We start from the raw sequence: 22,008 nt of genomic DNA on the forward strand, positions 1-22,008 counted from the left end.
AAATGGCAAAAAAAGAAGTACAGCAGGAACCGATGCAGGAACAGGTGAAAGATAAAAAACAGCTGCTTGAGGAACTGACCGAAAAAGCAAAAGGAAAGGGTTCCCTCACCTATACGGAAATTTCAGATTATATGGGAAATATGGAGCTGGATAAAGACGATATGGACGATCTCTATGATCAGCTGATGTCTAAGGGAATTGAAATTGTTTCTGAAGTCGAGCCGGACGCGCTGGAACTGAGTGAGCTGGAGGACGAGGATGTCGATGATCCGGATGTGGAGGCGGCAATCGCGGAAAGCGGCGATTCCAAGGAAATCGATTTGGAAGCGACGATTCCCAAGGGGATCGCGGTGGATGATCCGGTTCGCATGTATCTGAAAGAGATCGGAAAGGTGCCGCTCCTTACCGCGCAGGAAGAAATCGAACTGGCGAAGAAAATGGAGGCCGGAGATGAAGAGGCCAAGCAGAAGCTTTGTGAAGCGAACCTGCGTCTGGTTGTCAGCATTGCCAAAAAATATGTAGGCCGCGGGATGCTGTTCCTGGATCTGATCCAGGAGGGAAACCTCGGTCTGATCAAGGCAGTTGACAAGTTTGATTGGAAAAAAGGGTACAAGTTCAGTACTTACGCCACTTGGTGGATTCGGCAGGCTATCACCCGCTCGATTGCGGATCAAGCGAGAACTATCCGGATTCCGGTTCACATGGTGGAAACGATCAACAAGCTGATTCGAGTGTCCCGCCAGCTGATTCAGGAAAAGGGACGGGAGGCAACACCGGAAGAAATTGCTGAAGAAATGGGAATTTCGGAAGAAAAGGTGCGTGAAATCCTGAAAATTGCTCAGGAACCGGTTTCTTTGGAAACGCCTATCGGGGAAGAAGAGGACAGCCATCTGGGAGACTTTATCCCGGATGAGGATGTACCGGCTCCGGCAGAGGCAGCAGCGTTTTCCATGCTGAAGGAACAGTTGGTGGAAGTGCTGGATACTCTGACGGAACGGGAGCAGAAGGTTCTCAAACTGCGGTTTGGCCTGGAGGACGGACGCGCCCGCACCTTGGAGGAAGTAGGGAAGCGGTTTGACGTAACAAGAGAGCGGATTCGGCAGATTGAGGCAAAAGCGCTGCGCAAACTGCGTCATCCAAGCAGAAGCAAGAAACTGAAGGATTATCTGGAATAAGTATGGTAAAATTAAGTGACAGACTGCAGGTTCTTGCAGATCAGATTGGAAATAAGGAAACCATGGCCGATATTGGTACCGACCATGGTTTTTTGCCTGTTTATCTCTGGGAACGGGGGATTTCACCAAAGGTGATTTTTACCGATGTGAGCGCCGGTTCTTTAGAAAAATCCCGCGTGAACGCAAAGATGCTCTACCCGGAAGAGCCCTTTGACTTCCGTTTGGGAAACGGACTGGAAGTGCTTTCGGCAGGAGAAGTGGATGATGTGGTGATTGCGGGTATGGGAGGAATTCTCATGACCCGAATTCTGGGAAAGGATCTGGAAAAGACGAAAAGCTTTTCCAAGCTGATTCTGCAGCCGAGAAGCGGTCAGGGAGTTCTACGGCACTGGCTGCTGCAGAATGGATTTGTGATTGAAAAAGAATCTCTGGTGCGGGAGGGAAAATATATCTGCGAAGTGATAAACGCCGCGCCGGAAGGAACGCGGGACAGAGCGCCTGTTTCTCGAAAGCTGGAAGGCTGCGGCCCGGAGGATATTGAATATGAGGTGCCGCCGTGGATTGGCACGGCAGGGCCGCTGGCAAAAGCGTTTATTGAAAACAGAATTGCGGTCGAGATGCGGATCCTTTCCGGCCTGCAGAAAAGCAGGACGCCGGATCGGAAAGCGATACAGTCTGAAAAAAGGCGAATCGCGTATCTCAAGTCGCTTTTGGGAGGTATTTAAAATGGCAATGAATCTGGAAGAACTGATCGAAATAATTGAAGAAATCGCGCCGCCGGATACACAGGAAAGCTGGGACAACAGCGGAATTCAGGTGGCTGCGGGTCCGATGGAAATTCAGAAGGTGCTGACCAGTCTGGAAATCACAGAGGCTGTAATTGATGAGGCGGATGAAAAAGACGCGGATCTGATCCTTACCCATCATCCGCTGATTTTCGGAGGAATTAAAAAGGTAGATTACAGGGAAATGACCGGCTCCTTCCTTGTTCGCCTTTTGAACCTGGGAATTTCCGTTTATTCCTGCCATACACCTTTTGACAAGCTGAAGGGTGGAAACAACGACTTTCTGGCTGAACTCATCGGCCTGGAAGAGATTCGGGGGTTTTCCGACGGGCCGGAGGAAAACCGGATCGGAAGGATCGGGTATCTCAGCTCTCCGATGACGCTGGTTTCCATGATGGATCTTCTGGCTGACCGCCTGGACATGGATCCGGAGCAGATTCGCGCGGTAGGCCGGCCGGATACCATGATTCACAAGGTGGGAATCTGCACCGGAGCAGGAGCGGACTTAATGGATCTGGCCATAAAAAACGAGTGCCAGCTGTTTCTTACAGGAGATCTGAAATACCACGACGCGCAGAAGGCAAAAGCCTGTGGGCTTGCGGTCATCGACGCGGGCCATTATGGAACCGAAAAATCCTTTGCGGGAAATTTCGCGGAAAAACTGCGGGCAAAAGTGGATGATGGAATTGAAATTATCCAATCGGAAGTGGACATTGACCCCTTTGAGATGATATAATAGAAAAGCTTTGCTGAAAAGCACACGGTTTCGGGTAGTTCAGGCAGTCGCGTGCATCTTCGGGATGTATGAGGAAAGTCCGGGCTCCACAGGGCGAGGATGCCAGATAACGTCTGGCGTAGGTAACTATAGGGAAAGTGCAACAGAAACACACCGCCGAAACGGGTAATGCCGTGGTAAGGGTGAAATGGTGAGGTAAGAGCTCACCGGGAGTTATGGTAACATAATTCCCGTGTAAACCCCATCCGGAGCAAGACCAAGACAGGGCAGTAAGTGCGGCGGCCCGCCGCCGCCCGAGAGGTAGGTCGCTGGAGCGTGCTGGTGACAGTACGTCGAGATAGATGATTGCCAGATACAGAACCCGGCTTACGAGCTGCCCGAAATCTTTTGATGGATAAACGTTGAAAAATCAACGTTTGAGGTAAATGGTCCTCCAAATACAGAATCTGTTTGCTGATAGAAAATTTATCAGTCTGGTTCTGTTTTTTGGAGGTTTTTTCCATAAAAATACTATTGTCGATGCTGAAAAAGCCTTTATTAGTTACTGGAAGAATAGTTTCTATTCAACGTATCAATTACATTCTGCGAGAGTTGGAACAGCAACATAATTGACGGAATATTTCTATAACTTCTTTCGGTGGATAGAGTTATAAATTAGTAATTGAATTGACTTAAAACTTTAAAAATCTGCTTTGCAAATGAGGACACTTCCTACCCCAAAAGGGAAAAATACAAAACAGGCTCATTTCAAAGTAATTTTATACAGATGGATTAAGAGAATAAAATGTGATACAATAACGAAAAAGGAGGTTGGTATCTATGGCATTAGCACAGGAAAAGCTTTATACCATTGATGATATTTACGCTTTGCCAGATGGGGAGCGGGCAGAACTAATCGACGGGGAGCTGTATATGATGACTCCGCCAGGGACGACACATCAGAGAATTTTGAGTCATCTATTTACAGAAATAAGTTTGTTTATTCGAGAAAAGAACGGAGATTGCGAAATATTTCCGGCTCCATTTGCAGTCTTTCTCAATAATGATGAACATACCTATGTAGAACCGGACATTTCAGTTATCTGTGACAAATCCAAATTAGACGAAAAGGGGTGCAATGGCGCGCCGGATTGGGTGATTGAAATTGTCTCTCCCAGCAGTAAGCGAATGGATTATTTCATAAAACTGTCAAAATATCAAAATGCCGGAGTAAGGGAATACTGGATTATAGATCCTGATAAAAATAACGTGTTTGTTTATGACTTTGAAAATGAAGATCTGAATGCGTATGGTTTTGAGGAAGAAATCCCGGTTAACATCTATGGTGGAGATTTGAAAATCACCATGAAAACCGAATAAAATATTCACTTTTTTTCACTAAGAAAGACACAAAGTCCGAAAACCAAAAGAGGATATTTCGTACCATAAGAGTAGACCTTAATTCACAATCGGAAATCCTAAAAAAAGTACACAGGTTCAGTATAGAGAGGTAGAGTGGTTCAAAATCAGAGTCAGTTTCTGCTTGCTGGAGCATGCTGGTGACAGTACATTGAGATAGATGATTGCCAGATACAGAACCCGGCTTACGAGCTGCCCGAAACCTTTTGATTCTTAAATCCATCCAATCAACTCGGACACCACTGCCGCTGCGATCTCAGCGGCAGTTTTGCAGTTCTGCTCAAAGTGGGCGAGTCCGCTGAATTCAGGAGTATCGGTTATAGTCCGTACCGCGAGGAAGGGAATCTGGTTTACATAGCAGACATGGGCGACAGCCGCGCTTTCCATGTCAACTGCCAAAGGTTCGAATTTCGCGTTGATCCTGTCACGCTGAGTTTCCTTTGTCACAAACGTTTCCCCTGTAACAATCGTCCCGAACAACAGAGGCGTTTTTACCTGTGGGCGGCATCTTTCCGCCGCGTCCAGGAGCTGTGGGGAGGACGGGAAAAAGACAGAAGGCAAGTAGGGGTGGAAATCGGTCAGAATATCTCTGGCTACATCGTGGTAGACGGTTCTCCGCGCGATGATCGTATCAAAAATCCGTACAGTTTTACTCATCCCTCCGGCTGTTCCGCTGTTTATGATGCAGTCCGCGTGAAAGCGGTCAATGAGAAGCTGGGCGGCGATCGCGGCATTCACCTTACATACGCCGCTGGATACAGCGATAATTTCTTTTCCTTTTATCCTGCCTCTATAGAATTTCAGCATCGCGGCTTCGGCGATTGGCTGTTTTTCCGTTTTGGTTAAATAGGGCGCCAGTTCCGCATCACCAGCGCATAAAATTCCGATTCGTTTCATTTGAGCTCCCCTGATAATTGTGATAACTCCATTATAACAAGGCAAAGCCGAGGAGACAAGGCGCTTCGGTTTGGAAATAGTTTTGTGATAAAGGCATGTCTGTAACCTTTGAAAAAGGCAGAAATGATGGTACAATATTAAAAATAAAGTCAGAATAACAAAGACAGGAGATAGATATGGCAGTGATAACGAAACTGACCCCGTTTCCAGACGCGGAGGTATTGGAGAGAACCCGGAGCATCTGTCCGATCTGCCAAAGACCGGTCGAGGCCTTTTATGTGGAAGAAAAGGGTAGGGTCCAGTTTATAACGCTTTGCCCGGAGCATGGCGCATTTAAGACGACAGCGGCGGAAAACGCGGAAGATTACAGACAGTGGATCAAAAATCCGGTTATTAATATCGCCCCTAAAGAAGCGATTACAAAGGGAGATCCGGAGGATAAGAGCTGCCCGCTACACTGCGGAACCTGTGAAAATCATCTGCAGACCGCCTGCTGTGTGCTGATCGATCTGACGGATCGGTGCAACCAGCATTGTCCCTACTGCTTCGCCAAATCGGAAATGGACGCGGACAGAAAGGGTGAGCCGACGCTTTCGGAAATTGAGCGAAAATACGATCGGCTGCTGGAACTGGGAGAAGAACGTCCTTTTAACATTCAACTTTCCGGCGGAGAGCCGACGGTCAGGGAGGATTTGCCGGACATTATCCGAATGGCAAAGGACAAAGGCTTTCACTATGTACAGATCAATTCCAACGGAAAAAGGCTGGCCCTGGAAGAAGGATATGCCCAGGTGCTGAAGGAGGCGGGAGCATCGGTTGTTTTCATGCAGTTTGACGGCACAAAGGATTCGATTTACCAGGTTTTGAGGGGGGAACCGCTTTTGGAAATCAAAAAGAAAGCCATCCGGAACTGCGAGCTGGCAGGGCTTCCGGTTACGCTGGTACCTACCATTGTGGAGGGCGTCAATACGGATAATATCGGAGACATGATGGATTTCCTAGTAGAGCATGTCAATGTGGTAAAGGGGATTCACTTTCAGCCGGTGAGCTTTTTCGGCAGGCATCCGGAGCATGCAAAAAACAAAGAAAAAGACGCGGCGCAAAGCGGAGACTTTCCGGGAAGAATCACCATGTTCGGTCTTCTGCGGAAGCTGGAGCGGCAGAGGCCGCAGTTCCGCTATGAGAACTTCTGCCCCATAGCGACGGGCCATACTCTGTGCTGCTTTTACAGCACTTACATCAAAGAGCCGGATGGCAGCGTCCGCTGTACGCTTACCCAATCCCAGAAAGAGCGAGGTGTTTCGTGCTGTGATACCGGACGCGCCGCCGCGAGGGATATAGATGTGATAAAAAGGGATCGGGATTTTGTATTAAATAAGTGGGAAATTGCCCCTCCTGAAAAACAGGAGGACAACGTTCCCGGTTATCAGTCCAGCGCGGAAATCACATCTCTGGACGAGTTTCTCCGCTATTACAGGCGCAACTCGTTTACCGTAACCGGGATGGCCTTCCAGGATCTTACGAATCTGGACGCGGAACGGGTAAAACGCTGCCGGGTTCAGGTACTGTCAGAAGATGGCAGACTGATTCCCTTCTGCGCGTACAACAGTATCTATAGGAATTCAGACCAAGTATAGGAGGAAGAAATGATTACAAAATATGCGGTAATTAGTGGATTTTTAGGCGCGGGAAAGACAACCTCGATGATTGCCTTTTCCAGAGAAATCAATCGGCGCGGTCAGGAGACTGCCGCGATTCTGGCAAACGATCTGGGAGCGGGGAATATTGTTGACGCGGAATTCTGCGCTGCTGCCGGGGTTATGACCCTGCCTATTTCCGGAGGGTGCATCTGCTATCAGCATGAAAATCTGGTAGGGAAAATGCATCAGTTGGAAGCGGCAGGGGCAGATGTGATATTTTCCGATATACCGGGATGCGGAATCGGCGCCATGGATCATGTTTATCTGGAACTGGAGGAAAAGGAACCGGACGAGTTCGAACTGCTGCCCTTTACCTGCATTGTGGATCCGGAGCGGCTGCGCATGGTTCTGCCGGAAAACGCGGATCTGAATCTTCCGGAAGAAATGAAATTCCTCCTGGACGCGCAGATGGCGGAGGCGGAGCTGATTGTGCTGAATAAAACGGATACCATCGGCGAAGAAGAAGCGGAAGCGATTATTTCATTTATCCGGGCGATCTATCCCCAGACGCCGGTGATGGCCATGTCGGCCATGAAGGGAACCGGCGTCAGTGAGGTTGTGGACTATCTGCTGGAGCATCGATCCAGGGCAGTGCACCGGGAGATCGGCTATGGCTCTGAGGCATTCCTGGCGGCGGAAAACCAGCTGAGCTGGTTCAACACAAGGGTCTATATGCGGCAGCGGGAAGAGCGAAATCTGGATTTCAACCAGGTGATCGCGGAAATCTTTGAAGGCGTTCGAGCAGGTCTGAAAGAGCGGGGACGCAATGTTCCCCATCTGAAAATGTTTGCCGCGGACAGTGATGAGGAGTTGACGGACTTTTTCAAGGCCAGTCTGATCGGCGTTGATTATCCGGTGGAATATGATCGTAAGCTTCAGAACAAATACAGCGCGCTTTCGCTGATTATCAACGCCAGGTGCGCTGCCGATCCGGTGGAAATGGCAGAAATTGTGGAAGATGCGGTGGATGCGGTTTCCTTGAAATACAATATGAAAGTAAGGACCTTTTTTATGGAAACCTTCGGCATGATGGAGGAAGGAAAGGGCAACATCGGAAAAGCGTCACGCTATGAGGACTGAGAGGAAAGGTATGAAGGAACAGAAAGAAGCCTGTCTGATCTGCGGAGCGGAACTGGAATATTTTACGGAAGCAAGAGAGCAGAACTGCGCAATCTGCGGAGACAGGAAAGTGACAAACGCATGCTGCAAAAACGGGCATTTTGTCTGTGATGCCTGCCATATGGAGCAGGGAATAAAAGAGCTGCTTCAATACGGTCTGGAGGAAACATCGGGAAATCCCATAGAGATAATTCAAAAGTGGATGGGACAGGAGCAAATCCACATGCACGGTCCGGAGCACCATGTGCTGGTAGGGGCGGCGCTGCTTATCGCTTACGCTGGTAGCGGCGGCAAGATCGACCGGGAGCAGGCGCTGCGGGAAATGTGGGAGCGGGGAAGGTCTGTTCCCGGCGGAATCTGCGGATTCTGGGGCTGCTGCGGCTCAGCTGTCAGTTCCGGTATTTTTTTGAGCTTGATTACAGAAACCACTCCCTTCAGCCGCAAGACATGGGGACTTTCCAATCAGATGACGTCCCGGGCTCTGATCCGAATTGGAAAAACGGGAGGCCCCCGGTGTTGCAAACGTTCGGCATTTCTGGTCATAAAGGAGGCAGCTGCTTTTACAGAGGAACATTTGGGCGTCAAAATGCAAATGCCGGATCGGATTGTTTGTGGATTTTCCGAGCGAAACAACGAATGCCTTGGTACGAGCTGCCCCTTTTTTAAAGGAAACGAAGCTTAAAGATACAGCGCCAGGCCCGCGGCGCCTCCCGCCAGCATCAGCAGGATTGGGTGCGGTTTCCATTTGCGCAAAGCAAAGAAGGAGGCCGCGAACAAGGCCAGCGCGGTGAAATCCGGAATTGCCGGCCAGGGGACATCAACGAGATCGGAAACTCCATAAAATGTAAGCAGAAGGATGGTCAGCCCCGCGTAAAAAATCAGTCCCAGGGAGGTTGCCTTCAGGCCGCTTAAAACGGATGAAACAAAAAAGGAGTTTTCATATTTTCTGAAAAATATCCCCAGCAAAAGAGAAATTATAACGCCTGCGGATACACAGCCAAGAGTCGCCGCCACAGCGCCCGGAATTCCGGAAAGCTGCATTCCGACAAAGGTGGAGATATTAATGGCCAGAGGACCGGGGGTCATCTGAGAGATGGCGATCATATCCGTGAACGCTTGCTGCGAGATCCAGCCGCTTTTGATTACGAGCTGTTCCTGGATGACCGCGATGACGGCATATCCGCCGCCGATACTGAACAAACCGATTTTGGAAAACATAAAAAACAGCGCTGCCATCAGGAAACCTTCCTTTCTCTTCTGCGTGTCATGTACAGAGCAAGGCAGTACAACAGACTGCCGGATACTAAAAGAATCGCCGCGTTGATTCCGGTAAAGGCGCAGGCCAGAAAAGAAAGAACCGGAAGAGCATCCAGCAGACGGGACTTTTCTTTCAGGATGGTCCGGTACATGTCAACTGCCAGATCTACAATCAGAGCCGCTACACAAGCCTGCATCCCGGTAAGAGCGGCGCTTACGTAAGGATTGGCGGCGAAGGCGTTATAGCAGGTGGAGATGATTCCCAGGATCACCAGGGGAGGCAGAATGGAAAAGATCAGTCCCAGCGCAATTCCGGGAATCCCGGCAAGCTTTTTTGCCACCAGCACATTGAGATTTACCGCGATGGCGCCGGGAGAGGACTGGGCAATGGCAGCCAGATCCAAAAATTCCGACTCCTGCAGCAATTTTTTCTGCGTTACGAAAATTTTTTTAACCATAGGGATGATCACATACCCGCCGCCAAAGGTAAAAGTGCTGATGAATAAGTTTATATAACTAATCCAGACATATAACTTCCATTTCTTTTTCATGTTGTGTATTCTCCAATTCGCTTTTTGAATCTGCGCCCAGTATAACGGTTGCGCTGGCATTTGTAAAATGATAATATAGAGCATAAGCTATGAATAAAATTCATGGGAAGGAGAAAGCTCTTGAATTTCAAACAATGTGTTATTTTCCGGGAAATCGCGAAAACGGAAAATTTTACAAAGGCAGCCGCAAACCTGTTTCTTACTCAGTCCGCGGTTTCCCATGCTGTCAGGGAACTGGAAGACGAAGCGGGGACCAGGCTCTTTGAACGGCTGCACAGAACAGTGAAACTCACCAAAACAGGCGAGCTTTTCCTGCGGGAAATCCTGCCGGTTCTGGAAAGCTTGGAGCGCGTCGAAGCCCGTATGAAAAATCTGCAGATGGAGGCGCCGCTTCGCGTAGGCTCCTGCATCACCTTCGCTCAACTGGAACTGCCGCGCCTGGTGAACCGGTTCCGAAAGAGCATGCCGGACTGCCCGCTGCAGATTACCGTACACCGGGCTTCGGAAATGCAGTCCCTTTTGCAGCAGGGGGTCATTGATATTGCTTTTATTGAAGGGGCAATTCTGGAAAACAGCTTTGAAATGAAAAAAATTTCTTCTTACGAGCTGTGTCCGGTAGCGGCTCCCGGATACTGCGGAGATTCCCAGCTGGAGCTTCCTCAGCTTCTGGAGATGGATCTGCTGCTTCGGGAGCGGGGCAGCGCTGCCAGAGAAACCTTTGAATCCGCGGCAGCCTTAAAAGGATATAAAATCCGGCCGATATGGGAAAGTGTGGATTCCCAGGTTTTAATTCAGGCGGCAAAAGCGGGGCTGGGGGTTTCTGTCCTGCCGCGGATGCTGGTTGCCGAGGAAATTGCCGCGGGCAGCCTTAAAGTCCTTTCCGTCCGGGGTGTGAAGCTGTATAATGATATCCATATCGTAACAAGAACAACAAGTTATAAGACGGGGCCTCTGGAGTTTTTCTGGAAGATGATCCCCAAAATCGAAGATAAAACAGAAAAAGGAGTTTGATATGAAACACGCGTCCGATTTAAAACGGAACCTTTTTTCCATAGATGGAAAAAGCTATTCGATGTACAAGGAACTGCGGGGCAGCTACCGCTTTGATGGATATATCCTGTCTTTAGACCGGATTCAGGGAGACCCGTTTGCTCCGCCTTCGGCGCTGAGCCTGCAAATTCCCTTTGAAGCCACAGGAATTCCCGCGGAATATCTGGAAACGAAAAATCGCCGCATTACCCTGCAGGATTACCTGACCCGCCGGCTGGCAAAAGAGATGGAGGATTACAGTTTTAAAGCCAGAGGATCCGGAAAAAGCGGGCTGATCGCCATATCCCGCTGCGGACAGACCGTACTGGAGCGGACTGCCTGCCGGATTACGGAAAAGGCGGTGTTCGTCCGTTTTCACGTGGGTTTTCCGGCAAACGGACGGAGAATCAACGGAAGAGAACTGGAAAAGATTTTGTTTCAGTTCCTACCGATGTGCGCGGAGGAAGCGCTGTTTTACCGGAACATGAATCCAAAGCATCTGGAGCGGGCGATCTTTCTTTCCGATGATCAGCAGTTCATTCGAGAAGAGCTGAAAAAAAGAGGTCTGGCGGCCTTTGTAGCGGAGGGCGCTGTTCTTCCGAGGAAAAGCGGAGTATCGGATCTGCCGATGAAAGGGGCGGTTCCTTTCCAGTCTCCGGATTCCCTGAAGGTCACGATGGAACTTCCCCATCAGGGAAGGATCTGCGGAATGGGCATCCCCTGCGGCATCAGTCTCATCGCCGGAGGCGGATACCACGGAAAGTCCACACTTCTGAACGCGCTGGAATCCGCTGTTTATAACCATATTCCGGGAGACGGGCGGGAATATGTTATCTGCGATGATACCGCGGTGAAGCTGCGATCCGAAGACGGGCGGTTTATCAAGGACGCGGATATTTCCATGTTTATCAACGACCTGCCCAATGGGAAAGATACCCGCTGCTTTTCCACGCTGGACGCCAGCGGCAGTACCTCCCAGGCCGCGGGCATCTCCGAAAGCATCGAAACAGGAAGCAGTCTCTTTCTCATCGACGAGGATACCTCCGCCACCAACTTTATGGTAAGGGACGCTTTCATGCAGAGAGTTATCAGCCGCAGCAAGGAACCGATTACGCCTTTTGTGGAGCGGGCCCGGCAGCTTTATGAGCAGGCGGGAATCTCGACGATTCTGGTAGCCGGAAGCTCAGGCGCCTTTTTCCATATTGCGGATACGGTGATCCAGATGGATTCCTACCGGCCTTTCGATATTACCGAAAAAGTAAAAGAGCTGTGTCCCGAATATCCGGACGCGGCGGGCATGCCGCCGGTCTTTCAGCTTCCTCAGAGCCGCAGGATTATGAGCGTCCCCAAAGAGCTGCAGAGGGAACGACAGCGTCGGCCTCTGAAAGTGAAAGTCCACGGCATTGATTCTTTTTCCATAGGAAAAGAGACGGTGGATCTGCGTTATGTGGAGCAGCTGGAGGACGGGGAGCAGACCGCTTCTCTGGGCCGACTGTTGGAATACGCTCTGGAATATCTGACCGATGAAAAGCGGACGATTCCCCAGATTGTTTCCCTTTTGGAAGAAAAGCTGGAAGCAGAGGGGCTGGAAAGTCTGTTTTCCGGAAATGCGGTCTGCGGATTCGCGAGACCCAGAAAGCAGGAAATCGTAGCGTGCTTTAACCGGTTCCGAAGATAATATTTTAAGGATATTATGGAAATGGTAAATAAATTTATTGATATTATCAATAAATTTTGGTACAATGTATATAATAAAAAGTGAAGAGAGATGATAGTGTGGCACAAGTAAATGTAAATATTCGTATGGATGCGGACTTGAAAAAACAATTTGAAGCGTTTTGTTCCGATATTGGAATGAATATGACAACTGCCTTTTGTGTTTTTGCAAAAATGGCTGTCAGAGAACGTAGAATTCCCTTTGAAATTACAGCTGGTAATGATCCGTTTTACAGCCTGGAAAATATAGAAAGACTGAAGCGTTCCATTGCGCAGCTGGAGGCGACAGGCGGAACCGTTCACGAGGTAAAGCTAGATGATTAAAGCATGATCCGACGAAGCATGGGAAGATTTTGAGTACTGGACGAAACAAGATAAAAAGACGATGAGGCGTATACTGAAACTGCTGAAAGATATTGACCGGAACGGTTATGATGGGATCGGAAAGCCAGAGCCTCTAACCGGAAGTCTCGCGGGATATTGGAGTAGAAGAATCGATGATTTCAACCGTATCGTTTATCGAATCAAAAAGGATACGATTCTGATCGCGCAGTGTGGATCACATTACAGAGATAAATAATATCTTGACAAGCACCCCAAAGATATAGTATAGTCAAAAAGTCATATGACTGACGGAAGTGGAAGAAACCACATGGAGTATGATGAGTAGAAAACAAAAGCCGACCGTCTGGGCTGAGAAAGGGCCCGGATGCGCGGCTTTTTCTGTTATTTCATAGTTGTACTGCATATGGAGGTAAGAAATGCGGAAAGAATGGGAAGGATTTAACAGCGGAAACTGGAGACATGTTATTGATGTAAGAAATTTTATTCAGAAAAATGTAACCCCTTACATGGGCGACGACAGCTTTCTGGAAGGTCCCACAGAGCGTACGGAAAAGGTGTGGGGAAGGTGCAGAGAGCTACTGCTGGAAGAAATCAAAAATGGTATTTATGATGTAGAAACGGAAGTGGTATCCGGCATCAATAACTTCGCTCCGGGATACATTGATAAGGAAAACGAAGTGATCGTGGGGCTTCAGACCGATGAGCCGCTGAAACGGATTGTCAATCTTTACGGAGGAATCCGTATGGCCGAATCCGCGCTGAAGCAGTACGGATATGAAATGAACCCGGAAATTCAGAGACGGTTCCATGAATTCCGCAAGACGCACAACGAAGGCGTATTCGACGCTTATCCGAAACGGACAAAGGTTGCCAGACACGCGGGACTTCTGACCGGACTTCCGGACGCTTACGGGAGAGGACGGATCATCGGTGACTACAGACGGATCGCTCTTTACGGAATTGATTACCTGATCGAGCAGAAAGAACAGGACATTGAAATGGCTGACGGTCCTATGACGGAAGAACTGATCCGGATTCGGGAAGAACTGCACGAACAGGTACGGGCCCTGAAGGAAGTCAAAGCCATGGCCGCCCAGTACGGCATTGACCTTAGTAATCCGGCCGCTAACGCGCGGGAAGCGGTACAGTTCCTCTATATGGGATATCTGGCGGGTGTAAAGGAAAATAACGGCGCGGCGACTTCTCTGGGAAGAACTTCCACCTTCCTGGACATTTATATTCAGCGGGATCTGGATCGGGGAACTATTACGGAAAAGGAAGCGCAGGAACTGATGGATCAGTTTGTTATCAAGCTGCGCTTGGTACGTCACCTGCGTACGCCGGAATATAACGAACTTTTCGGCGGCGATCCGACATGGGTGACGGAAGCCATCGGCGGCATGAGCGTTAAGGGAATGCCGCTGGTAACGAAAAATTCCTTCCGTATCCTGCATACTCTGAAGAATCTGGGAACCGCGCCGGAGCCGAACCTGACGGTTTTGTGGAGCCAGAACCTGCCGGAAAATTTTAAGAAATACTGTTCTAAGATGAGTATTGAGACGGATTCCATCCAGTATGAGAACGATGATGTAATGCGTCCGGTATACGGCGATGATTACGCCATTTCCTGCTGCGTTTCGGCAATGAGCGTGGGAAAGCAGATGCAGTTTTTCGGGGCCAGAGCCAACCTGGCGAAATCTTTGCTCTATGCCATTAACGGCGGTGTGGATGAGCTCAACGGTGATTTGGTGATTCCGGGAATTGAACCGCTGAAATATGACGATGTTTTAGATTTCAACGAAATTATGCTGACCTATAAAAAGGTCATGTCCTATGTGGCAGAGCTTTATGTGGACACCATGAACGTCATTCATTATATGCACGACAAATACGCTTATGAGGCCAGCCAGATGGCTCTTCACGATACCCATGTGGAACGGCTGACAGCCTTCGGTATCGCGGGGCTTTCCTGCGCGGCGGATTCTCTTTCGGCAATCAAGTTTGCCAAGGTAAGACCGATCCGCAATGAAAAAGGGATTGCTGTTGACTTTGAAGTGGAAGGGGACTTCCCGAAATACGGAAACGATGATGACGCGGTAGACGATATCGCGGTGGAAATTGTAAAATACTTCTCCGCGGAGCTGAAAAAGCACCCGATGTATCGGGGCGCCAAGCATACCCTGTCCGCGCTGACCATTACTTCCAACGTAATGTACGGAAAGAAAACCGGAAACACGCCGGACGGAAGAAAGCACGGAGAAGCTCTGGCGCCGGGAGCGAACCCGATGCACGGAAGAGACATCAATGGGGCGGTGGCTTCTCTGAATACGGTTGCCAAAATTCCGTACCGCAGCGTATGCCAGGACGGCGTTTCCAATACCTTCTCCATTGTGCCGGACGCCCTTGGAAAGGACGAGCGGCAGAGAGAATACAATCTGGTTTCCCTGCTGGACGGCTATTTCTGCCAGGGAGCCCATCATCTCAATGTCAATGTGATGAGAAAAGAATTGCTGAAAAAAGCTATGGAGCATCCGGAAGAGTATCCGTCCCTGACCATTCGGGTATCCGGATACGCGGTTAACTTTGTGCGCCTTTCCAGAGAGCAGCAGGAGGAAGTTATCCGGCGGACGTTCCACGGAGCGATGTAAGTTCCCGAAATCTTTGATAAATTATGCCGGGACTTGTTGAATTAAACAGGAAAACATAATATAATATCTCCTTGTGATAGGAGGTATTATATTTTTATGAGCGAGCAGATTCATGAAAACAAAATGGGCACTATGCCTGTTGGAAAGCTGATTGCGACCATGTCCTGGCCGGCAATTCTGTCCATGCTGATCCAGGCGCTTTATAACATTGTGGACAGTATTTTCGTATCCATGATCAGTGAAGAGGCGCTGTCCGCGGTAACTTATGTTTATCCGATACAGATGTTGCTGATCGCGGTGGGTGTCGGAACCGGAGTGGGAATCAATTCTCTGATTTCCAGAAGGCTGGGAGCTAAAAAATACGAAGAAGCCAATATGGCGGCCAGCCACGGTTACAGGTTATCCTTTTTTAACTGGATCGGATTCGCGCTGATTGGAATTTTCTTTTCCGGAATTTTCATGCGATTCTTTTCCGATACGCCTTATATCGTGGAAAGCGGGATTGATTACATGCAGATTGTTACCATTGGCTCTCTTTTCATGCTGGTGGAAATCACGACGGAAAAAATTCTGCAGGCCACAGGGAATATGATGTTTCCCATGCTCTGCAGCATTGCGGGCGCGGTAACAAACGTGATTCTGGATCCGCTTTTGATCTTTGGCGTCGGACCGTTCCCGGAGATGGATGTAGCGGGAGCGGCGCTGGCAACGGTAATCGGCCAGCTTGTCTCTTTTATTCTCGGTCAGTACCTGTTGTTTAAAAAGGATCATCTGGTAATTGTAAAAATTCGAGGTTTTAAGATGCGGGGCCGTGTCCTGAGGGATATTTACTCGGTAGGTGTTCCGGCGATTTTGATGCAGGCGATGCTGTCCATCATGCAGTTTGGCCTCAATGCGATTTTAGGTGGTCTTTCGGAGACCGCGGTTGCGGTAAACGGCGTTTACGGAAGACTTCAGTCCTTTATTTTCATGCCGGTTTTCGGCCTGAATCAGGGAACCCTTCCAATCATGGGCTACAATTACGGAGCGCGGAATAAAACACGCCTGATGCACGCTTTTAAGCTTGGGTTTATGGTAGCGTTTGTAATTATGGCCATTGGGTTGTTGCTGTTCCAGTTCTTCCCTCACCAGTTCCTGAGTATGTTTAATGCTTCGGAAGGTATGTATGAGATTGGAACCAGGGCGCTGCGGATTATCAGTATCTGTTTCCTGCCGGCTTCCTTCGGAATTTTAGCGTCATCCTTTTTCCAGGCGACTGCTCACGGCATGATGAGCCTGTGGGGATCGCTGATTCGCCAGCTGATTGGAATTCTTCCTCTGGCGTGGATTCTGGCAAGGCTGGGAGGGTTGGAACTGGTATGGTTTGCCTTCCCGTTGGCGGAAATTCTGGGACTGCTATACTGTATTATCGCGATGCGCTATGTATACAAAAAGGATATTCAAATGCTCAATACAAAGTAAGAGGAAGAAGACTGCGGTTCGGATTTGCGGACCGCGGTCTTTTATCGTATGAAGTAAAGTTCAGTACCATCTTGCTCCCGATCTTCGGAATCCATTTGAACCAGGTCAAAAATCCGAGAATCTCGGAGCAGGTGGGTCCAAACTGTATAGGTGGCCCGAATAAAGGAAGAATTCAGAGGCAGTTTCTTTTCAATAAGCGGGCAGGCATATGGCAGCTTGTCCGGACATAGGATCAGGTGGAGGATACCATCTGGCGTAAGATGAGGCGCCAGCGGAAAAAATCGGCATTGAAGCGGCCGCTTTTCTCTCGGACAATGGGGAGGCGTAAGGCAGTTGACAAAGTAGATTTTTCCATGCCAGGAATCGGGAAAATCAAAATCCTCAGCCTGTTCACAGGTCCAGCGCAGCCAGCTTTCTTTTTTTGTAAACACCTTCTCTTCACCGGGAAGCAGGTAGATTCCAAGGGCAGGGCCGCCCTCCGTCTCATCTGAGACGCAGGTACAGCAGGCGGCGCCGCAGAGAGTCCCGCAGTCACAGTCAAGGGGCGAAACCCGATCCAGCAGACGGTAAATCGCCTGGTAGGTGCGTTTGCGTATCGATGATTTCATAATAACTCCTTTTTTCTCAGAAATTAGTATAACACAAGGGAGAGAGTTTGTGCTATAATCACGGAAATTAAAAGAAAATGTTTGAGTTTCAGAGAAAAAGGTATATATATAAGTAGGTTTTTTTAAAATCAAGGGACTTCTAAGCAGGTTTGTGTTATAATAAATTTCAATAATGCAGTCCTTTGAAATTCTATATAAATGAGGTAATTATGAGATTAGGTATTGATGTAGGATCAACAACAGTAAAATTAGTGCTGCTGGACAGCGACAATAGTATTTTATACAGCAGATACGAGCGGCACATGTCGAATGTATTCGAGACGGTAGCGCAGCTGCTGCAGGATCTGTACGCTAAATATCCGGACGCGGAAATGAAAGCTGTAATTACAGGATCCGGCGGACTTTCTCTATCACAGCTTCTGGAGATTCCGTTTGAGCAGGAGGTTGTAACCTGCAGCGCGGCAGTGGAAAAACTGATTCCGGAAACGGATGTCGCCATTGAGCTGGGCGGTGAGGACGCGAAAATCACCTTTTACGGACAGACGGTAGAGCAGAGGATGAATGGTACATGCGCGGGAGGAACCGGAGCTTTTATCGATCAGATGGCGGTTCTCCTGAACACGGACGCGGCTGGTCTGAATGAAGCCGCGAAAAAACACAAAATGATTTATCCCATTGCCGCGAGATGCGGTGTTTTCGCAAAGACGGACATTCAGCCGCTGATCAATGAGGGAGCGGAAATTGAAGATTTATCAGCGTCGATCTTTCAGGCGGTTGTAAACCAAACCATCAGCGGACTGGCGTGCGGACGAACGATTAAGGGGAAAGTCGCTTTCCTGGGGGGACCTTTATCGTTTCTTTCCGAGCTTCGCAAACGCTTTATTGAGACCCTTGATCTTGCGGATGAGGATGTGATCTTCCCGGAAGATTCGAAATACTTCGTAGCTATCGGAGCAGCGATGACAGCGCAGAAATATGAGACTCTCTCTCTCTCGGAGGTGACGGAACGGATTAAAAACCTGGATCCGGCGCAGATGTCGGATACCAAGCATGTAGATCCATTGTTTTCAGGGCACGAGGATTATCAGGAATTTGTGGAACGACACAAAAAAGACGCGATTAAGAAAAAGGATATCCGGAAAGCAAAAGGAAAAGTCTTCCTTGGTATTGACGCGGGTTCGACCACGACTAAGGCGGCGCTCATTGATGACGAGAAAAATCTGCTGTACTCCTTTTACCGGAATAATGAGGGGAAACCCATTGAAGCCTGCATGGTGATGCTGAAGGAACTTTATTCCCAGCTTCCGAAGGAAGCGTTTATCGCCAACGCGACGGTTACCGGATACGGTGAAGGGCTGATTAAGGCGGCTTTCAAAGTGGATCTGGGCGAGATCGAGACCATGGCTCATTATAAGGGAGCGGAAGAATTTCTGCCGGGGGTTGAATTTATCCTCGATATCGGCGGGCAGGATATGAAATGTATGAAGATTAAAGACAACGCGATCTATAATATCATGCTGAATGAAGCCTGCTCCTCCGGGTGTGGTTCCTTTATTGAAACGTATGCCAAATCGGTGAATATGGATGTGCAGACATTTGCGAAGGAAGCGCTGTTTGCCAAGGCACCGGTGGATCTGGGCACGAGATGCACGGTCTTTATGAACTCCAAGGTAAAACAGGCGCAGAAAGAGGGCGCTACGATTGGAGATATTTCCGCGGGATTGTCCTATTCCGTTATTAAGAACGCGCTGTACAAGGTAATCAAACTGAGAAACCCGGAGGAAGCCGGAGAGCGAATTGTCGTGCAGGGCGGAACCTTCCTGAACGACGCGGTACTGCGGAGTATCGAGAAAATTATTGGCAAGAACGTGGTGCGGCCGGATATTTCCGGCATCATGGGAGCTTATGGCGCCGCGATTATAGCGAGAGAAAACTATGTGGAAGATACGGAATCTTCGATTCTCAAACCGGAGGACATGGATTCCTTTACCGTGGAGAATACCCATACCCGGTGCAAAGGATGCGAGAACAACTGCCTTCTGACCATCAATCGGTTTAACGACGGCAGCCGCTTTATCACCGGAAACCGCTGTGAGAAGGGAGAAGGAAAATCAAGCGAGGAAAACGAGATTCCGAATCTGTATGAGTATAAATTTAAGAGGCTGTTTGACTATAAACCGCTGAGTGAAATGGACTCCGCGAGAGGAACGATCGGAATCCCGAGAGTCCTGAATATGTATGAGAATTACCCGTTCTGGTTTACCTGCTTCACGAAGCTGGGGTTCCGGGTGCAGCTTTCACCTCCGTCCAGCAAGGAGTTGTATGAAGGCGGTATGGAAACCATTTCTTCGGATACTGCCTGCTATCCGGCAAAACTGGTGCACGGACATGTGAAATGGCTGGTAGACCGGGGCGTAAAATGGATTTTCTATCCGAGCATCAATTATGAACGGATCGAAGACCCGACGGCGCCAAACCATTATAACTGCCCGATCGTCGCTACATATCCGGAAGTTATCGCGGGCAATATGGATGATATCTTTGAGGAAAATGATGTTATCTTTTCTCATCCTTTTCTGCCTTATGACGATGATGAGGCTCTGGTGAGAGAACTCTACCGCGTACTGAGCCGCACCGGCGTTACCAGATCCCAGGTAGAGCGCGCCGTAAAGAGCGGGCGCGCGGAGATGAAGCATTTTAAGGATGATATTAAGAAAAAGGGAGAATATTCCCTGAAGTACGCAAGAGAACATAAAAAGAAAACCATTGTTCTCGCCGGTCGCCCTTACCATCTGGATCCGGAAATCAACCATGGAATTGATAAGATTATCACATCCTTTGATATGGTTGTAGTAACAGAGGATTCGATCGCGCATCTTGGAAAACTGCCAAGACCGATCCGTGTGCTGGATCAGTGGATGTATCACTCGAGACTTTATAAGGCGGCTCAGTTTGTGGGAACTACCGATGACGTGGAACTGGTGCAGCTCAATTCCTTTGGCTGTGGGCTGGACGCGGTTACTACCGACCAGGTGGAAGAAATAACGAAGAAAAACAACAAGCTGTATACGGTGCTGAAAATTGACGAAGGATCCAATTTGGGGGCTGCCCGTATCCGTATCCGCTCTCTGAAAGCGGCTATGGATGAGAGGGAAAAGAACGGCATTAAGCATGTGGAAAACAATGCTCCTTATGAGAGAAAGTATTTTACAAAGGAGATGAAAAAGGAATATACGATTCTGATTCCGGAAATGTCGCCGATTCATTTCCAGTTCATGGAAACTGCCCTTAAGAAAGCGGGGTACAATGCGGTGCTGCTGCCTACGGTAGATAAAAACGCGGTGGATGAAGGGTTGAAATATATCAATAACGACGCCTGCTATCCGACGATTGTGACACTGGGACAGATCATTTCCTATCTGAAATTGGGAAACGTGGATCTGGAGCGCACGGCGGTATTTATGAGCCAGACCGGAGGCGGATGCAGGGCGAGCAATTATGTGGCGCTGCTGCGAAAAGCGCTCAAAGATCTGGATATGGAACAGATTCCGGTTATCTCTGTCAATATAGCGGGGTTGGAGTCCAATCCGGGCTTTAAATTCAGCGCCGGATTGCTGAAACGTATGTTGATGGCATTGGTATATGGAGATGTCTTCATGCGGGTTCTGTATGCGACACGGCCGTATGAACAGGTTCCGGGGGCGGCTGACGAGTTGTATGAAAAATGGTCCCGCGTCGCGAGACGGAATGTTTATACAGGAAGCTTCCGGAAGTTCAAGAGCTGCATACAGGAAATTGTAAAGGATTTTGACGCATTGCCGCTGCGGGATATTAAAAAGCCAAAGGTTGGTGTTGTAGGAGAAATCCTCGTAAAATATCATCCGAACGCGAATAACGATATTGTAGGAACCATTGAGAGAGAAGGCGGCGAGGCGGTTGTTCTTGACCTGCTCGACTTTTTCCTGTATGGTATGTACAGCAAGAAATTCAATTTTGAACATCTTTCGGGTTCTTATAAGGCGATGGTATTCAATAAGGCGGCTATCAAAGCCATCGAATATTTCCGGAAACCGGCAAGGAAGGCGCTTTCTGCCAGCATCCGGTTTGAAGAGCCGATGCATATTGAGGATATCGCCAAGAAAGCCAGCGAGATTATTTCCCTGGGTAATCAGTGCGGAGAAGGCTGGCTGCTGACCGGAGAGATGGTGGATCTGATTGACAGCGGCGTGGAAAATATCGTCTGCATGCAGCCTTTTGCCTGCCTGCCGAACCATGTAACCGGAAAAGGCGTGATGAAGGCTATGAGAAAGCGCAATCCGCTGGCGAATATCGCGGCCATTGATTATGACCCGGGAGCCAGTGATGTCAACCAGCTCAACCGGATTAAGCTGATGATGGCGACTGCGTATAAAAATATGGAAAAGGGCCTTTCCGAGCAGGATCGGAAGAAGATGGAGCCGGTGGTGTTTGATAAGGCGGAGTAAACGTTGGAATGAAAGAATATGAGTTCGCGTTTGGTCTGTTGCCGGCGAAAACTTTTGCGGTTGAAAGCAGAGCGTTTTTCGTGTATACTATATAAGTTA

Annotated in this window: 17 protein-coding genes, 1 other RNA gene, 1 pseudogene and 1 riboswitch; of the genes and pseudogenes, 15 read left to right on the forward strand and 4 right to left on the reverse strand. The window is 48.9% G+C overall.

Features of this window, described 5'->3' with window-relative positions; all coding sequences use genetic code 11:
• The first annotated feature begins 2 nt into the window (after positions 1–2).
• The 5 genes from rpoD to H9L42_RS06690 all read left to right on the forward strand — a co-directional run bounded on the left by rpoD (position 3) and on the right by H9L42_RS06690 (position 4,055).
• On the forward strand, positions 3–1,175 hold the full coding sequence (rpoD, locus tag H9L42_RS06670) for an RNA polymerase sigma factor RpoD (protein ID WP_207734938.1): 1,173 nt from the start codon (positions 3–5) through the stop codon (positions 1,173–1,175).
• 2 nt (positions 1,176–1,177) lie between these two features.
• Entirely contained in the window at positions 1,178–1,900 is a 723-nt protein-coding gene (locus H9L42_RS06675; RefSeq protein WP_187302617.1) for a tRNA (adenine(22)-N(1))-methyltransferase, read from the forward strand.
• A 1-nt stretch (position 1,901) separates the two neighbouring features.
• Positions 1,902–2,696: a Nif3-like dinuclear metal center hexameric protein gene (locus tag H9L42_RS06680; RefSeq protein ID WP_187302618.1), complete on the forward strand. Its 795-nt coding sequence runs from the start codon at positions 1,902–1,904 to the stop codon at positions 2,694–2,696.
• A gap of 31 nt (positions 2,697–2,727) precedes the next feature.
• Positions 2,728–3,080, forward strand: an RNA gene (rnpB, locus tag H9L42_RS06685) — RNase P RNA component class A.
• A 435-nt stretch (positions 3,081–3,515) separates the two neighbouring features.
• A complete protein-coding gene (locus H9L42_RS06690; protein WP_187302619.1) occupies positions 3,516–4,055 on the forward strand; it encodes a Uma2 family endonuclease in 540 nt (179 codons plus the stop codon).
• Positions 4,056–4,307: 252 nt separating this feature from the next.
• Here the strand turns inward: H9L42_RS06690 and H9L42_RS06695 are convergent, their stop codons facing one another.
• A complete protein-coding gene (locus H9L42_RS06695) occupies positions 4,308–4,991 on the reverse strand; it encodes a 5'-methylthioadenosine/adenosylhomocysteine nucleosidase (protein ID WP_187302620.1) in 684 nt (227 codons plus the stop codon).
• A 176-nt stretch (positions 4,992–5,167) separates the two neighbouring features.
• On the opposite strand from H9L42_RS06695, the gene H9L42_RS06700 reads away from it, so the two are divergent.
• Genes H9L42_RS06700 through H9L42_RS06710 form a run of 3 tightly spaced genes read left to right on the forward strand, consistent with a single transcriptional unit; the run spans position 5,168 to position 8,492 of the window.
• Positions 5,168–6,628, forward strand: a complete 1,461-nt coding sequence (locus H9L42_RS06700) for a radical SAM protein (RefSeq protein ID WP_187302621.1) — start codon at positions 5,168–5,170, stop codon at positions 6,626–6,628.
• 9 nt (positions 6,629–6,637) lie between these two features.
• Positions 6,638–7,771 carry a GTP-binding protein gene (locus tag H9L42_RS06705; protein ID WP_187302622.1) on the forward strand — a complete coding sequence of 378 codons (1,134 nt, stop codon included), beginning with the start codon at positions 6,638–6,640 and terminating at the stop codon, positions 7,769–7,771.
• A gap of 10 nt (positions 7,772–7,781) precedes the next feature.
• Positions 7,782–8,492 carry a DUF5714 domain-containing protein gene (locus tag H9L42_RS06710; RefSeq protein ID WP_187302623.1) on the forward strand — a complete coding sequence of 237 codons (711 nt, stop codon included), beginning with the start codon at positions 7,782–7,784 and terminating at the stop codon, positions 8,490–8,492.
• On the opposite strand, the gene H9L42_RS06715 is transcribed toward H9L42_RS06710, so the two are convergent.
• Together H9L42_RS06715 and H9L42_RS06720 are read right to left on the reverse strand one after the other, a co-directional pair.
• Positions 8,489–9,046, reverse strand: a complete 558-nt coding sequence (locus H9L42_RS06715; protein WP_187302624.1) for a chromate transporter — start codon at positions 9,044–9,046, stop codon at positions 8,489–8,491. The two genes, H9L42_RS06710 and H9L42_RS06715, sit on opposite strands and share 4 nt — an antisense overlap.
• A complete protein-coding gene (locus H9L42_RS06720; RefSeq protein WP_187302625.1) occupies positions 9,046–9,618 on the reverse strand; it encodes a chromate transporter in 573 nt (190 codons plus the stop codon). The genes H9L42_RS06715 and H9L42_RS06720 overlap by 1 nt, the downstream gene beginning before the upstream one ends.
• A gap of 120 nt (positions 9,619–9,738) precedes the next feature.
• Between H9L42_RS06720 and H9L42_RS06725 the strand changes: the two genes are divergently transcribed.
• The 6 genes and pseudogenes from H9L42_RS06725 (at position 9,739) to H9L42_RS06750 (ending at position 16,817) form a co-directional block, all read left to right on the forward strand.
• Entirely contained in the window at positions 9,739–10,629 is an 891-nt protein-coding gene (locus tag H9L42_RS06725; protein ID WP_187302626.1) for a LysR family transcriptional regulator, read from the forward strand.
• A 1-nt stretch (position 10,630) separates the two neighbouring features.
• The gene (locus H9L42_RS06730) at positions 10,631–12,325 is read left to right on the forward strand and encodes an ABC-ATPase domain-containing protein (RefSeq protein WP_187302627.1); all 1,695 of its coding nucleotides are present in this window, start codon (positions 10,631–10,633) and stop codon (positions 12,323–12,325) included.
• A gap of 98 nt (positions 12,326–12,423) precedes the next feature.
• Positions 12,424–12,687: a type II toxin-antitoxin system RelB/DinJ family antitoxin gene (locus tag H9L42_RS06735; RefSeq protein ID WP_187302628.1), complete on the forward strand. Its 264-nt coding sequence runs from the start codon at positions 12,424–12,426 to the stop codon at positions 12,685–12,687.
• 22 nt (positions 12,688–12,709) lie between these two features.
• Positions 12,710–12,943 (forward strand): annotated as a pseudogene (locus H9L42_RS06740) (Txe/YoeB family addiction module toxin); the annotation flags it as partial.
• Between the two features lie 35 nt (positions 12,944–12,978).
• Positions 12,979–13,064, forward strand: a riboswitch (ZMP/ZTP riboswitch).
• A gap of 60 nt (positions 13,065–13,124) precedes the next feature.
• Positions 13,125–15,356 (forward strand): formate C-acetyltransferase, encoded by a 2,232-nt coding sequence (gene pflB / locus H9L42_RS06745; protein ID WP_187302629.1) that lies wholly within the window; start codon positions 13,125–13,127, stop codon positions 15,354–15,356.
• 96 nt (positions 15,357–15,452) lie between these two features.
• A complete protein-coding gene (locus H9L42_RS06750; protein WP_187302630.1) occupies positions 15,453–16,817 on the forward strand; it encodes an MATE family efflux transporter in 1,365 nt (454 codons plus the stop codon).
• A gap of 41 nt (positions 16,818–16,858) precedes the next feature.
• Here the strand turns inward: H9L42_RS06750 and H9L42_RS06755 are convergent, their stop codons facing one another.
• A complete protein-coding gene (locus H9L42_RS06755) occupies positions 16,859–17,425 on the reverse strand; it encodes a hypothetical protein (protein WP_187302631.1) in 567 nt (188 codons plus the stop codon).
• Between the two features lie 209 nt (positions 17,426–17,634).
• Between H9L42_RS06755 and H9L42_RS06760 the strand changes: the two genes are divergently transcribed.
• Positions 17,635–21,909, forward strand: coding sequence for a 2-hydroxyacyl-CoA dehydratase (locus H9L42_RS06760; RefSeq protein WP_187302632.1), 4,275 nt, complete (start codon positions 17,635–17,637; stop codon positions 21,907–21,909).
• The last annotated feature ends 99 nt before the right edge of the window (positions 21,910–22,008 follow it).

It is taken from the genome of Zhenpiania hominis, from assembly GCF_014333425.1.
Taxonomy (GTDB): Bacteria; Bacillota; Clostridia; order Peptostreptococcales; family Anaerovoracaceae; genus Hominibacterium; species Hominibacterium hominis.

Excerpts from the sequence above, each read along its gene's own strand:
- H9L42_RS06750 (WP_187302630.1), top strand. The coding sequence starts at position 15,453 with ATGAGCGAGCAGATTCATGAAAACAAAATGGGCACTATGCCTGTTGGA.
- pflB (WP_187302629.1), top strand. The coding sequence starts at position 13,125 with ATGCGGAAAGAATGGGAAGGATTTAACAGCGGAAACTGGAGACATGTT.
- H9L42_RS06695 (WP_187302620.1), bottom strand. The coding sequence starts at position 4,991 with ATGAAACGAATCGGAATTTTATGCGCTGGTGATGCGGAACTGGCGCCC.
- H9L42_RS06705 (WP_187302622.1), top strand. The coding sequence starts at position 6,638 with ATGATTACAAAATATGCGGTAATTAGTGGATTTTTAGGCGCGGGAAAG.
- H9L42_RS06690 (WP_187302619.1), top strand. The coding sequence starts at position 3,516 with ATGGCATTAGCACAGGAAAAGCTTTATACCATTGATGATATTTACGCT.
- H9L42_RS06710 (WP_187302623.1), top strand. The coding sequence starts at position 7,782 with ATGAAGGAACAGAAAGAAGCCTGTCTGATCTGCGGAGCGGAACTGGAA.
- H9L42_RS06700 (WP_187302621.1), top strand. The coding sequence starts at position 5,168 with ATGGCAGTGATAACGAAACTGACCCCGTTTCCAGACGCGGAGGTATTG.
- H9L42_RS06680 (WP_187302618.1), top strand. The coding sequence starts at position 1,902 with ATGGCAATGAATCTGGAAGAACTGATCGAAATAATTGAAGAAATCGCG.
- H9L42_RS06720 (WP_187302625.1), bottom strand. The coding sequence starts at position 9,618 with ATGAAAAAGAAATGGAAGTTATATGTCTGGATTAGTTATATAAACTTA.
- rpoD (WP_207734938.1), top strand. The coding sequence starts at position 3 with ATGGCAAAAAAAGAAGTACAGCAGGAACCGATGCAGGAACAGGTGAAA.
- H9L42_RS06730 (WP_187302627.1), top strand. The coding sequence starts at position 10,631 with ATGAAACACGCGTCCGATTTAAAACGGAACCTTTTTTCCATAGATGGA.
- H9L42_RS06715 (WP_187302624.1), bottom strand. The coding sequence starts at position 9,046 with ATGGCAGCGCTGTTTTTTATGTTTTCCAAAATCGGTTTGTTCAGTATC.
- H9L42_RS06755 (WP_187302631.1), bottom strand. The coding sequence starts at position 17,425 with ATGAAATCATCGATACGCAAACGCACCTACCAGGCGATTTACCGTCTG.
- H9L42_RS06675 (WP_187302617.1), top strand. The coding sequence starts at position 1,178 with ATGGTAAAATTAAGTGACAGACTGCAGGTTCTTGCAGATCAGATTGGA.
- H9L42_RS06760 (WP_187302632.1), top strand. The coding sequence starts at position 17,635 with ATGAGATTAGGTATTGATGTAGGATCAACAACAGTAAAATTAGTGCTG.